This window comes from Elioraea tepidiphila DSM 17972 (genome assembly GCF_000378465.1).
GTDB lineage: Bacteria > Pseudomonadota > Alphaproteobacteria > Acetobacterales > Acetobacteraceae > Elioraea > Elioraea tepidiphila.
Genome location: NZ_KB899917.1, coordinates 119,435 through 131,586 on the forward strand (window position 1 = coordinate 119,435; position 12,152 = coordinate 131,586).

Sequence of the window (12,152 nt, forward strand, 5' to 3'; positions counted from 1 at the left end):
GGACCGACGCGGACGGGCCGATCGGGCCCGCGGGCTGCCGTAGCTCAGTGGTAGAGCACTCCCTTGGTAAGGGAGAGGTCGTGAGTTCAATCCTCACCGGCAGCACCAGCCGCCCTCGGACCGGGCCGGCCCGGTGATGCGTCAGACCAGCGCGGCGACGTTCACGGTCGAGCCGGAATGCGCCGTCACGTGCAGGATCGAGAACGCATCGCTCGAGCGCGCCAGCACCATGTCGCCGCGCCGGACCAGGTGCGCGGCCGGGTTGAAGTAGCCGGTCGAGAGCATCTGGCTGCGCGTGTCGTTGTCCGTGCGGTAGTGCCACAGCGTGAAGCCGTTGGCGTAGGCGAGCACCGACAGGCTCTGGATCTCGAAGGGCATCAGGAGGCTCCTTGGGGCGGGGCTGGAGACGCGCGGCAGCACGTGCCGGCTTGGATGGCCGGCGCCTTGGGCACGGCCGGTGATCGGGCAAGGCGCAGGCCTAGCCCTGAAGGATCGGTGCGCCGGCCTCGTCGAGGATCGGGTTGCCCGCCTCGTCGAGGATCGCCTCGCCCGGAACCTCCGGCGGCGCGATCGGCACATCGCCGGCGATCGAGGCGACACTGACGCGGGCGCCGTCATGCGCGACCACACGCAGGATCCGGGCGCCGTCGGCAGCGTTCAGGAGGATCAGGTCGTCGGCGCGGACATAGGTGCGTGCGTCGTCGAAATAGCCCGCCCCGAGCACCGCGCCGACGCTGTCCTCGACGGTGGCATAGGTCCAGAGCGTGAAGCCGGCGGCGTAGGACAGGACCGCGAGATTGTTCGGCACGAACGCCATGGCGGGATCGGTCCCTTCGCGCAGGGCGGCGCACCCGGTGCGGCGACGCACCGGGGCGGCGGCAATGGTGAGGACAGGGGGCGACACGTCGGCGCCACCAGCGAGGCCTTCCGCCCCGCAGGCGCACGACTCCCGTGACGCGATGGAGGCTGCCAATCATTGGGACTGTAGTCAAGGAAAATATTCATGCGCCCGCGAGCCACGCGCGCGGAACTCGGCCACGGCCCGCTCGACCCGCCCCGCTGTCGTGATACGGTCCGCCGCGAGTGTCCGCGCGCGGACCTGCGCGGGCGTCCACCGACGAGGGAGACCACCGGGACGATGACCATGCACGCCCCCGCGCTGCGCCGCCTTCTCCTCGGCGCGATCGCCGCGTTCGCCGTCGCTTGCATGCCCGCCGCGCCGGCCGCCGCCCAGAGCCAGACGGTCAACGTCTACAACTGGAACGACTACATCGATCCCGAGGTGCTGGAGCGGTTCACCCGCGAGACCGGCATCGCCGTCCGCTACGACGTGTTCGACAGCCTCGAGACGCTCGAGGCGAAGCTGCTCGCCGGGCGGTCGGGTTACGACATCGTGGTGCCGACCAATGAGCCGTCCTTCTCACGGCTCATCGCCGCCGGCGCGCTGCAGCCGCTCGATCGTGCGAAGATCCCGAACTGGGGCAATCTCGACGCCACGCTGATGCAGCGGCTCGACGCCTCCGACCAGGGCAACCGCCACGGCGTGATCTATCTGTGGGGCACGATCGGGCTCGGCATCAACGCGGCCCGCATCCGCGAGGTCGCCCCCGACGCGCCGCTCGACTCCTGGGACCTGCTGTTCAAGCCCGAGCACGCGAGCCGGATCGCGCGCTGCGGCATCGTCATGATGGACAGCCAGATCGACGTGCTGCCGACGGTGCTGCGCTATCTCGGGATCGATCCGAACAGCACGGCCGAGGCCGATCTGCGCCGCGTCGAGCAGACGCTGATGGCGATCCGCCCGCATATCCGCACCTTCTCCACCGGCGGCGCGATCGAGCTGCTCGCGACCGGCCAGGCGTGTCTCGCCTTCGCCTATTCGGGCGACGCGATCCAGGCCGCCGATCGCGCCAAGGAGGCGGGCCAGGGCGTGGAGGTGAGATACGTCGCGCCGAAGGAAGGCGCGCAGCTCTGGTTCGACGTGCTCGCGATCCCGCGCGACGCGCCCAACCGCGACAATGCGCACCGCCTGATCAACTTCCTGCTCCAGCCGGAGGTGATGGCGGCGATCACCAATGAGGTGCACTACCCCAACGCGGTACCCGCCTCGAAGCCCGGGATCGATCCCGACATCCTCGCCGACCGCAACGTCTATCCGGCGGAGGAGGACTTCGCGCGGTTCTTCACCGTGCGCGCCGTGCCGCAGGCGGCGGAGCGCGCGCGCAGCCGCATGTGGGCGAGGTTCAAGGCCGGCCGCTGAGACGGTGCAGCAGGCGAACCTCGCCCCTCCGGGCGCGCCCGAACCCTGGCGCGACCCGGAGGCGGCGCCCTATGTCCGCATCCTCGGGGTCACGAAGAGGTTCGGCGCCACCGTCGCGGTCGACGACGTCAGCCTCGACATCTATCGCGGCGAGCTGTTCGCCCTGCTCGGCGGCTCGGGCTCGGGCAAGACCACGCTTCTGCGCATGCTCGCCGGCTTCGAGCGGCCCGATGCCGGGCGCATCCTGCTCGACGGCCAGGATGTGGCGGACGTGCCGCCCTATGCGCGGCCGGTGAACATGATGTTCCAGTCCTATGCGCTGTTTCCGCATATGACGGTGGCGCAGAATGTCGCGTTCGGGCTGCGCATGGAGGGGATGGCGAAGGCCGAGATCGCCGAGCGTGTCGGCGCGATGCTGGAGCTCGTGCGGCTCGGCGGCATGGAGAAGCGCCGCCCGCACGAGCTCTCGGGCGGACAGCGCCAGCGCGTCGCACTCGCGCGCAGCCTCGTGAAACGCCCCAAGCTGCTGCTGCTCGACGAGCCGCTCGGCGCGCTCGACAAGAACCTGCGCGAGCAGACCCAGTTCGAGCTCGTCAACATCCAGGAGAAGACCGGCATCACCTTCGTCATGGTCACGCACGACCAGGAGGAGGCGATGACGATGGCCACCCGGATCGCCGTGATGCACCACGGCTATCTCGCCCAGGTCGGCACACCGGCCGAGGTCTACGAGTATCCGCAGACGCGACTGGTGGCCGAGTTCCTCGGCACCGCCAACGTGTTCGAGGGCATCGTGCGCGAGGCGGGTGCCGCCGGCGCCCTGGTCGAGGCGACCGCCCTCGACGCGCAGTTCCAGTCCGACACCGATCCGCCCAAGCCCGTGGGCGCGCGCGTCTTCATCGCCGTCCGCCCCGAGAAGATGCGCGTGCGCAGAGCCGCGGATGACGAGCGGGCGGGCACGAACCGCCTCGTCGGCGCGGTGCGCGACATCGCCTATTACGGCGATTTCTTCATGTTCGTGGTCGATCTGCCCGAGGGCGGCACGGTCCGCGTGAGCCAGCCCAACCAGGCGCGCATCACCGAACTGCCGATCACCTGGGGCGACCGCGTCGTGGTGGAGTGGCCGCCGCTCGCGACCGTGGTGCTGCCGGAATGAGATGGCGCGCCCCCTCCAGCCGCGCGCTGGTGCTGGCGCTGCCGTTCCTCTGGCTCGGCCTCTTCTTCCTCGCCCCCTTCCTGATCGTCGCCAAGATCGCGGTGAGCGAGGCCGCCCTCGGCATTCCGCCCTACGCGCCGGTCGCGCGCTGGACCGATCAGGGCGCGCTCGCGCTGGTGCTGAACCTCGAGAACTTCACCCTCCTGATCGAGGACAGTTTCTATCTCGACGCCTATCTGCGCTCGGTGCGGGTCGCCGGCATCTCGGCGCTGATCTGCCTGCTGCTCGGCTATCCGATGGCCTACGCGATCGCGCGCGCGCCCGAAGCTCGGCGCAACGTGCTTCTGCTGCTCGTGATCCTGCCGTTCTGGACCAGCTTCCTGCTGCGCATCATGGCCTGGATCGGCCTGCTCGCCGACAACGGCGTGATCAACAACATCCTGCTTGCGCTCGGGATCGTGTCGGAGCCGGTGCGGCTGCTCTATACCGACGCCGCGCTCTATCTCGGCATCGTCTACTGCTACCTGCCGTTCATGGTGCTGCCGCTCTACGCCAATCTGGTGAAGCTCGACCCTGTGCTGCTGGAGGCGGCCTCCGATCTCGGCGCGCGGCCCTGGCGCGCCTTCCTCGCGGTGACGCTGCCGCTGTCGCTGCCCGGCATCCTCGCCGGCACGATGCTGGTGTTCATCCCCGCGGTCGGCGAGTTCGTCATCCCGGAACTGCTCGGCGGGCCCGATGCGCAGCTGATCGGCCGCGTGCTCTGGACCGAGTTCTTCACCAACCGCGACTGGCCGATGGCCTCGGCACTTGCGGTCGTGCTGCTGCTGCTGCTCGTGCTGCCGATCGCCTGGTTCCAGCACCTCCAGGGCCGCGCGACGGAAGGACGATGAGCCGGCGGCTGGGGCGGATCTGGATCGCGCTCGGGGTCGGCTATGCCTTCCTCTACATCCCGATCGCCCTGCTGGTCGTGCTGTCGTTCAACGACAGCCGGCTGGTGACGATCTGGACCGGGTTCTCGTTCCGCTGGTACGTCGCACTCTGGCGCAACGACGCGCTGGTGAACGCGGCCGTGCTCTCGATCCGCATCGCCGCGGTCGCGGCCACCGGGGCGACCGTGCTCGGCATGGCGGCCGGATTCGCGCTCGCCCGGTTCGGTGCCTTCCGAGGCCGCGGCCTGTTCGGCGCGATGGTGGCCGCGCCGCTGGTGATGCCGGAGGTGATCACCGGGCTCAGCCTGCTGTTGCTGTTCGTGGCCCTCGCCGAGTCCGTCGGCTGGCCGGGCGAGCGCGGCCTGACCACGGTCACCATCGCGCACACCACCTTCGCCACGGCCTATGTCGCCGTGGTGGTGCAGTCGCGCCTCTCCGACTTCGACCGCTCCCTGGAGGAGGCGGCGCTCGATCTCGGCGCGCGGCCCTGGCAGGTGTTCGCGCTCATCACCTTGCCGCTGATCGCCCCCGCCCTCGCCGCCGGCTGGCTGCTCGCCTTCACCCTGTCGCTCGACGATCTGGTGATCGCCTCCTTCACCTCCGGCCCCGGCGCCTCGACCCTGCCGATGGTGGTGTTCTCGGCCCTGAAACTCGGGCTGACCCCGGAGCTGTTCGCGCTGGCGACCGTGATCATCGTCGTGGTCAGCGCCGGATTGCTGCTGGCTCTGCGTCTCGGCCGGGTTGCGTCCGCCCGGGCCGGCGGCTAGCGTCCTTCGGTTGTTTGTCTCTCGTCAAAATGGGGTTCCGGGGCCCGCCCGCATGTCGCTCACCGCCCAGCGGCTCGACCGCATCTCGCCTTCGCAGACCATCGCAATCACCCAGAAGGCGCGCGCGCTCGCGGCCGAGGGTCGCAACATCATCAGCCTGTCAGCGGGCGAGCCCGATTTCGACACGCCCGAGAACATCAAGCGCGCGGCGATCGCGGCGATCGAGCGCGGCGAGACGAAGTACACCGACGTCGCCGGCACCAAGGCGCTGCGCGAGGCGATCTGCCTCAAGTTCAGGCGCGACAACGGCATCGAGTACGCGCCCGACGAGGTGATGGTCTCGACCGGCGGCAAGCAGGTGATCTTCAACGCCATGCTGGCGACGCTCGATCCGGGCGACGAGGTGATCATCCCGACCCCGTGCTGGGTCTCCTACCCCGACATCGTCAGCCTGGCCGACGGCAAGCCGGTCTTCGTCGCCTGCCCGCAGAACAACGGCTTCAAGCTCCGCCCCGAGGATCTCGAGGCCGCGATCACGCCGAAGACCAAGTGGTTCATGCTGAACAACCCGTGCAACCCGACGGGGGCGGCCTATTCGGCCGAGGAACTGAAGGCGTTGACGGATGTGCTGCTGCGCCATCCGCAGGTGATGGTGTTCACCGACGACATCTACGAGCATCTCGCCTATGACGGCTTCAAGCCCGCCACCGTGGTGCAGGTGGAGCCGCGCCTGAAGGACCGCACGCTGACGATGAACGGCTGCTCCAAGGGCTATGCCATGACCGGCTGGCGCATCGGCTTCTGCGGTGGGCCGAAGGCGCTGATCAAGGCGATGGACAAGCTGCAGAGCCAGTCCACCTCCAACACCTCCTCGGTGTCGCAGGCGGCCGCGGTCGAGGCGCTGACCGGCCCGCAGGAGTCGATCAAGGCGATGGTCGAGGTCTACAAGACCCGGCGTGACCTCGTGGTCGAAGCGCTGAACGCGTGCCCGGGCCTCGTCTGCCGCACGCCCGAGGGGGCGTTCTACGTGTTCGCCGGTCTGCACGGCTGCCTCGGCAAGACCTCCGCCGGCGGCCGTCGGATCGAGACCGACGAGGACTTCGTCACCGCGCTGCTCGAGGAGGAGGGTGTCGCCGCGGTGCACGGCACGGCCTTCGTCTCGCCCGGGCACATGCGCATCAGCTACGCCACCGACACCGAGAGCCTTCGCGAAGCCTGCGCGCGCATCCGCCGCTTCTGCGAAGGACTCCACTGACCGATCGCCGGACCGAGGGTCGCTGCATGCCCGCACTCGCCAACCGCCTGAAGCAGGTCGAGGTCGCAGCCTCGGTCGTGATGACCAACAAGGCGCGCGCGCTGCGCGCCGCCGGGCACACGGTGATCAGCCTCGCCGTGGGCGAGCCCGATTTCGAAACCCCGCCGCACGCGATCGAGGCGGCGCACAGTGCGGCACTTGCCGGCGACACGCACTACCCGCCGCAGGATGGCACGCCGGCCCTGAAACAGGCCGTGCAGCGGAAGTTCAAGCGCGACAATGGGCTCGACTACGCGCTCGACGAGATCATGGTCTCGAACGGCGGCAAGCAGATCATCGCCAACGCCTTCCTCGCCACGATCGACGAGGGGGACGAGATCATCATCCCGACCCCGTACTGGATCAGCTACGCCGAACAGGCGAAGCTCTGCGGCGGCAAGCCCGTGTTCGTCGCCTGCCCGCAGAACAACGGCTTCAAGCTGCGGCCCGAGGACCTGGAAGCCGCGATCACGCCGAGGACCAAATGGCTGGTGCTGAACAGCCCGAGCAACCCCTCCGGGGCGGCGCTGTCGGCTGACGAGCTGCGTGCGATCGGCGCGGTGGTCGCGCGGTATCCGAACATGTGGGTGCTGTCGGACGACATGTACGAGCACATGGTCTATGACGGGTTCGCGTTCTCCACCCTCGCCCAGGTCGCGCCCGAAACGCGCGGCCAGGTGCTGACGGTGAACGGCGCCTCCAAGGCCTATGCCATGACCGGCTGGCGCATCGGCTTCTGCGGCGGGCCCAAGGCGCTGGTGAAGGCGATGGTGAACGTGCAGGGCCAGCTCTCCTCGGGCGTCTGCACGGTGGCGCAGGCCGCCGCCGCGGCGGCGCTCGACGGGCCGCAGGACCTCGTCGCGGAACGCGCCGCGATCTACCGCGCGCGGCGCGACCTGGTGGTGGAGATGCTGAACCAGGCGCGCGGCATCGTCTGCCACAAGCCCGAGGGCGCGTTCTACGTCTATCCGAACGTCGCGGGCTGTCTCGGCAAGACCTCCGCCGGCGGAAGGCGGATCGAGACCGACTACGACTTCGTGCTCGCCCTGCTGGAGGAGCATCACGTCGCCGCGGTGCATGGGGGCGCCTATGGCATGAGCCCCTACATGCGCATCTCCTACGCCACCGACACCGACAGCCTGCGCGAGGCCTGCACACGCATCCAGGCCTTCTGCGCCGGCCTGACCTGATCATGACCACCCTGCCGGGAATCCGTCCGGGGCGCGACGATGACGCGGCTGGATTCATCAGCCTGATCGGCGAGTGCTGGGCCGAGTATCCCGGCTGCATCCTGGACGTGGACGGCGAGGTGCCGGAGCTGCGTCGGCTCGCCTCGCACGTCGCCGAGCGCGGCGGCGCGCTCTGGGCGGCCGAGGCGTCGGGACGGATCGTCGGCATGGTGGCGGCGACGCCGATGCGCGAGGACGATGCGTGGGAGATCGCGCGCATGTATGTCGCCCGCCCGTTCCGCGGCACCGGGCTCGCGGCGCGCCTGCTCACGACCGCGGAGGGGCATATCCGCGCGGCCGGCGCGCGCCGCGTGGTGCTCTGGACCGACACGCGCTTCGAGGCCGCGCACCGTTTCTACGAGAAGCACTCCTTCGTGCGCGCGGGCTCGATCCGCGTGCTCGACGACAAGAGCCGCAGCCTGGAGTTCCGCTACGCCAAGCCGGTGGCCGGCACGGTGGTGGAGGTGCTCGATGCCGCCGCAGCGGTCTCGGCCGAGCGGCGGCTCGCCGATGTGCTGAAGGCCTGCGTCGATGACGGCGCGGTGGTGGGGTTCCTCTCCCCGCTCGCGACCGAGAAGGCGCGCAGCTTCTGGCGCGACCGGGCGGCCGAGGTGGCGGCCGGCAAGCGGGTGATCCTGTGCTGCTGGGTGGACGGCATGATCGCCGGCTGCCTTCAGCTCGACCTCGACACGCCCGAGAACCAGAGCCACCGCGCCGAGGTGCGCCAGCTCATCGTGCATCCGGCGATCCGCCGGCGCGGCGTCGGCCGCGAACTGATGGCGCGGATCGACCAGGCAGGCCTCGCGCATGGCCGCCGCCTGCTGGTGCTGCGCACCTGGCCGGGCGGACCCGCCGAGACCATCGTGCGCAGCCTCGGCTGGTCCTTCGTCGGCGTGATCCCGGGCTACGCGATCCGCCCCACCGGCGAGCCGGTGGACGAGGGCTACTGGTGGAAGCGGGTGGATTAGGCGCTCAGAGAAACGCCTCCAGCGCCGTGAGCGTCTCCCCGGGCGCCTCCTCGGCGAGATAGTGGCCCGACGGAATCGGCTGGCCGCGCACGTCCTCGGCATAGAGCCGCCAGACGCCCGGCACGTCGTACCACGCCCCTACCCGCCCCTTGGCACCCCAGAGCACCAGCAGTGGGCAGCGGATGCGCTGGCCGGCGGCGCGACTCGCGCGGTCATGCTCCAGGTCGATCGTCGCAGCGGCGCGGTAGTCCTCGCAGATCGCGGCGATCGTGCCGGGCTGATGCAGGGCGGCGAGATAGTCGGCGAAGGCTTCGGGCGCGAAGAAATCCGGCGGCACGCCGTGCTTGCCGCTGTGGCTCAGCAGCCAGAACCGCGGGTCGGCGGCGATCAGGGTCTCCGGAAAGGGCGCGGGCTGGGCCAGGAAGAACCAGTGGTAGTAGCCCATGGCGAAGCCCATGTCGGCGCGCTCGAAATGCTCCAGCGTGGGGATGATGTCGAGCAGCGCCGCCCGCTCGACGCGCTCGGGGTGATCGAGCATCAGGCGGTGGGCGACCCGCGCGCCACGATCGTGGCCGACCAGGCGGAACCGCTCGGCCCCGAGTCGCGCCATCAGCGCGACCATGTCCGCCGCCATGGCGCGCTTGGCGTAGGCCGCGTGGTCGAGCGACGGTGGCGGCTTCGACGAGAAGCCGTAGCCGCGCAGGTCGGGACAGACCACGGTGAAGCGCTGCGCCAGCCGAGGCGCGACCGCGTGCCACATCAGATGGGTCTGCGGGTTGCCATGGAGCAGCAGCACGGGCGGACCGGACCCGCCGATCCGCGTGCGCAGCGCGATCCCCGGGGCGACCTCGATGCTGCGGAGCGTGAAGCCTGGAAACACGACGCGCCCTCCGTTCTCGGACCAGGGGCCCAGCCTGGGCGCAGGATGCGCAGGAGGCAATCCGTGACCCCGCCACGCCCCCGCTCGGTTGAGAAACGAGCAAAAAAGAGAGGGTCCAGGTTGCCCTGGACCCCCAGTCAACAGGGAGGCTTCACGTCTGGGAGACGAAGGGGTCCGAAGACCCCGGTTTCCGGCAAAGTCGCCGGAACTGTGCTCGGCCAACGCCGAAATTCACTGAAATCTATCAACGAAGCCGTCTAAGCCCTGTGATCTTCGTCAATCGACAACGCAGAAGGTAGGCGCGGGTTCCGTTCTGCTGCATCGCGAAATGCCGGGGGCCGACATGCGTGTGCCGCATGACCGACTCTGCAACTGTGCCGCGAGTCGGATCAACCGCTGTTTGCGGTCCCGGTTACGCCGACCTGCGACAGGCGAGGAGGGTCAGCCGCGCTCGGCGAGCTGGGCGAGCAGGAAGTCGCGGAACACGGACACGCGCTTGGAGTTCCGGAGCTCCTCCGGATAGACGAAATAGGCTTCCACCTTCGGCGCCTTGATGTCGGGCAGCACGCGCACAAGATCGCGCGTCTCCTCGACCATGTAGTCCGGGATGGCGGCGATCCCGAGCCCGCTCTTCACCGCCAGCAGCAGCCCGTAGATGGAGTTCACCTCCAGCACGGGGCGGCGCGTGATGCCCTGCCGCTTGCCGGCATCCAGCACCCAGTTGATGTCGGGCACAGGGGCGCGGTAGTCGCCGAACACCAGCAGCCGGTGCTGGTCGAGATCCTCCGCCCGCTCCGGCACCCCCATCCGCTTGAGGTAGTCGGGCGAGGCCATCAGCGTCCAGCTCATGGTCATCAGGTGGCGTTGGATCAGGTCGGGCTGGCGCGGCGGATGCATCCGGATCGCCACATCCGCCTCACGCATTGCAAGGTCGAGGTCCTGGTCATCCAGCACGACCGAGAGCGAGATCTCCGGGTAGTGCTCCAGGAAGTCCTTGATGCGCGGCGCGAGCCAGGTCGAGCCGAAGGCGATGGTGGTGGTGACCTTGAGCTTGCCGGTCGGCTTCTCCTTGCTCTCGGTCAGCATCGCCTCGGTCATGGCGAGCTTGGCGAAGACCTCGCGCACGGTGCGGTTCAGCGTCTCGCCCTGCTCGGTCAGGATCAGCCCGCGCGCATGGCGATGGAACAGCGGCACCTGCAGCGCCTCCTCCAGCGCCGAGATCTGCCGGCTCACCGCCGACTGCGAGAGGTTCAGCGTCTCGCCGGCATGCGTGAAGCTTCCAGCCTCGGCGACCGCGTGGAAGACGCGCAGCTTGTCCCAGTCGATCATCGTCTCGTCCCGCCCCGGTTCGCGGGCGCGGCGCGGCCGTCTGCTCCACTGGCCTTGCGGCCCGGTGGCGCGGTGCCGGCGCGGTTCGCACCCGGTGCCCGCGACTCTAGGCATCGCGTCGCGGGCCTTGTGATGGTGCCGTCGGCAGGCCGCCGTTGTCACCTGGAATGACAACGTTTCAGCCGTGGTCCGACGGCGCGCCGCGGCCTCACGCCGCGGCGGCAGTCGTTTCAGTCGGCCGCCACAGCCGTCTGGGCCGGCGTGGCAGCGAGGTACTTCTCGGCCTCCAGTGCGGCCATGCAGCCCGTGCCGGCCGCCGTGACCGCCTGGCGGAACACCTTGTCCTGCACGTCGCCGGCGGCGAAGACGCCGGGCACCGAGGTGCGGGTGCTGTCGGGTGCGGTCAGGATGTAGCCCTCGTTGTCCATCTCGACTTGGCCCTTGAACAGCGCGGTGGTCGGGGTGTGGCCGATCGCGATGAACACACCGTCAAGATCGAGCACCCGGGTCGCCCCGGTGCGCGCGTGGCGGAGCCGAAGCCCGGTCACGCCCGGCGGATCGTCGGTGCCCAGAATCTCGTCCACCACATGGTCCCAGACCACGGAAACCTTCGGGTTCGCGAACAGGCGCTGCTGGAGGATCTTCTCCGCGCGCAGGCTGTCGCGCCGATGCACCAGCGTCACCTGGGCCGCGTGGTGTGTAAGGTAGAGCGCCTCCTCCACCGCCGAGTTGCCGCCGCCGATCACCGCGACCCGCTTGCCCCGGAAGAAGAACCCGTCGCAGGTCGCGCAGGCCGAGACCCCGAAGCCCTGGAACCGCTTCTCCGACGGGAGGCCAAGCCAGCGCGCCTGTGCCCCCGTGGCGATCACCACCGCGTCGGCGAGGTAGGTCGCGCCCGAGTCGCCGGTGGCGCGGAACGGCCGGCGCGAGAGGTCGATCGCGGTGACGATGTCCTCGATCACCCGCGTGCCGACATGCTCCGCCTGCTTGCGCATCTGCTCCATGAGCCACGGGCCCTGGATGACGTCGGCGAAGCCCGGGTAGTTCTCGACATCGGTGGTGATCATCAACTGCCCGCCGGGCTGCAGCCCGGCGACCAGCACGGGCTTCAGCGCCGCGCGCGCCGCATAGATCGCCGCCGTGTAGCCGGCCGGGCCGGCGCCGATGATCAGCACCGGCGAGGTGATCGTGTCCGCCATCGCCCCCTCGTTCGCGTCAGCCTCAGGATATTGCCCTCAACAGGCCCGGAGCAAGGCGAGCCGGCGCGCGCCGCTCGGCTTCCGCCCCTGGCGCTTCTGGAATATTCTTGCGCGGACCGGCCCAAGAAACGTTCAGGATTC

At 69.6% G+C, this 12,152-nt stretch carries 12 protein-coding genes and 1 tRNA gene; 8 read left to right on the forward strand and 5 right to left on the reverse strand.

Annotation, left to right across the window (positions count from 1 at the left end; genetic code table 11):
- Positions 1 to 33 precede the first annotated feature (33 nt).
- A tRNA-Thr gene (locus F563_RS0108130) sits at positions 34 to 108 on the forward strand.
- A gap of 33 nt (positions 109 to 141) precedes the next feature.
- Here F563_RS0108130 and F563_RS0108135 read toward each other — a convergent pair.
- Positions 142 to 378, reverse strand: a complete 237-nt coding sequence (locus F563_RS0108135; RefSeq protein ID WP_019014169.1) for a hypothetical protein — start codon at positions 376 to 378, stop codon at positions 142 to 144.
- Between the two features lie 100 nt (positions 379 to 478).
- Complete coding sequence (locus tag F563_RS24755; protein WP_156825112.1) at positions 479 to 904, reverse strand: hypothetical protein; 426 nt, start codon at positions 902 to 904, stop codon at positions 479 to 481.
- Between the two features lie 234 nt (positions 905 to 1,138).
- Between F563_RS24755 and F563_RS0108145 the strand changes: the two genes are divergently transcribed.
- The 7 genes from F563_RS0108145 to F563_RS23875 are packed head-to-tail and all read left to right on the forward strand — an operon-like array spanning position 1,139 to position 8,603.
- The gene (locus tag F563_RS0108145; protein ID WP_019014171.1) at positions 1,139 to 2,260 is read left to right on the forward strand and encodes a polyamine ABC transporter substrate-binding protein; all 1,122 of its coding nucleotides are present in this window, start codon (positions 1,139 to 1,141) and stop codon (positions 2,258 to 2,260) included.
- 4 nt (positions 2,261 to 2,264) lie between these two features.
- Complete coding sequence (locus tag F563_RS0108150) at positions 2,265 to 3,416, forward strand: ABC transporter ATP-binding protein (protein ID WP_019014172.1); 1,152 nt, start codon at positions 2,265 to 2,267, stop codon at positions 3,414 to 3,416.
- Positions 3,413 to 4,306 carry an ABC transporter permease subunit gene (locus tag F563_RS0108155; RefSeq protein WP_026299421.1) on the forward strand — a complete coding sequence of 298 codons (894 nt, stop codon included), beginning with the start codon at positions 3,413 to 3,415 and terminating at the stop codon, positions 4,304 to 4,306. Before F563_RS0108150 ends, F563_RS0108155 begins: the two co-directional genes overlap by 4 nt.
- Positions 4,303 to 5,112, forward strand: coding sequence for an ABC transporter permease subunit (locus F563_RS0108160; protein WP_019014174.1), 810 nt, complete (start codon positions 4,303 to 4,305; stop codon positions 5,110 to 5,112). Before F563_RS0108155 ends, F563_RS0108160 begins: the two co-directional genes overlap by 4 nt.
- A 52-nt stretch (positions 5,113 to 5,164) precedes the next feature.
- The gene (locus F563_RS0108165) at positions 5,165 to 6,367 is read left to right on the forward strand and encodes a pyridoxal phosphate-dependent aminotransferase (protein ID WP_019014175.1); all 1,203 of its coding nucleotides are present in this window, start codon (positions 5,165 to 5,167) and stop codon (positions 6,365 to 6,367) included.
- A gap of 26 nt (positions 6,368 to 6,393) precedes the next feature.
- Complete coding sequence (locus tag F563_RS0108170; protein WP_019014176.1) at positions 6,394 to 7,596, forward strand: pyridoxal phosphate-dependent aminotransferase; 1,203 nt, start codon at positions 6,394 to 6,396, stop codon at positions 7,594 to 7,596.
- Between the two features lie 2 nt (positions 7,597 to 7,598).
- Positions 7,599 to 8,603 (forward strand): GNAT family N-acetyltransferase, encoded by a 1,005-nt coding sequence (locus F563_RS23875; RefSeq protein WP_019014177.1) that lies wholly within the window; start codon positions 7,599 to 7,601, stop codon positions 8,601 to 8,603.
- A gap of 4 nt (positions 8,604 to 8,607) precedes the next feature.
- Here the strand turns inward: F563_RS23875 and F563_RS0108180 are convergent, their stop codons facing one another.
- From F563_RS0108180 to trxB, 3 genes are all read right to left on the reverse strand, one after another.
- Entirely contained in the window at positions 8,608 to 9,483 is an 876-nt protein-coding gene (locus tag F563_RS0108180; protein ID WP_019014178.1) for an alpha/beta fold hydrolase, read from the reverse strand.
- 441 nt (positions 9,484 to 9,924) lie between these two features.
- Positions 9,925 to 10,812: a LysR family transcriptional regulator gene (locus F563_RS0108185; RefSeq protein WP_019014179.1), complete on the reverse strand. Its 888-nt coding sequence runs from the start codon at positions 10,810 to 10,812 to the stop codon at positions 9,925 to 9,927.
- A 230-nt stretch (positions 10,813 to 11,042) separates the two neighbouring features.
- Entirely contained in the window at positions 11,043 to 12,011 is a 969-nt protein-coding gene (gene trxB / locus F563_RS0108190) for a thioredoxin-disulfide reductase (RefSeq protein ID WP_019014180.1), read from the reverse strand.
- Positions 12,012 to 12,152: the final 141 nt, after the last annotated feature.

Bases quoted from the DNA above. Each gene is read 5' to 3' on its own strand.
- F563_RS0108165 (WP_019014175.1), top strand. From the start codon at position 5,165: ATGTCGCTCACCGCCCAGCGGCTCGACCGCATCTCGCCTTCGCAGACC.
- F563_RS0108160 (WP_019014174.1), top strand. From the start codon at position 4,303: ATGAGCCGGCGGCTGGGGCGGATCTGGATCGCGCTCGGGGTCGGCTAT.
- F563_RS23875 (WP_019014177.1), top strand. From the start codon at position 7,599: ATGACCACCCTGCCGGGAATCCGTCCGGGGCGCGACGATGACGCGGCT.
- trxB (WP_019014180.1), bottom strand. From the start codon at position 12,011: ATGGCGGACACGATCACCTCGCCGGTGCTGATCATCGGCGCCGGCCCG.
- F563_RS0108185 (WP_019014179.1), bottom strand. From the start codon at position 10,812: ATGATCGACTGGGACAAGCTGCGCGTCTTCCACGCGGTCGCCGAGGCT.
- F563_RS0108145 (WP_019014171.1), top strand. From the start codon at position 1,139: ATGACCATGCACGCCCCCGCGCTGCGCCGCCTTCTCCTCGGCGCGATC.
- F563_RS0108155 (WP_026299421.1), top strand. From the start codon at position 3,413: ATGAGATGGCGCGCCCCCTCCAGCCGCGCGCTGGTGCTGGCGCTGCCG.
- F563_RS0108135 (WP_019014169.1), bottom strand. From the start codon at position 378: ATGCCCTTCGAGATCCAGAGCCTGTCGGTGCTCGCCTACGCCAACGGC.
- F563_RS0108170 (WP_019014176.1), top strand. From the start codon at position 6,394: ATGCCCGCACTCGCCAACCGCCTGAAGCAGGTCGAGGTCGCAGCCTCG.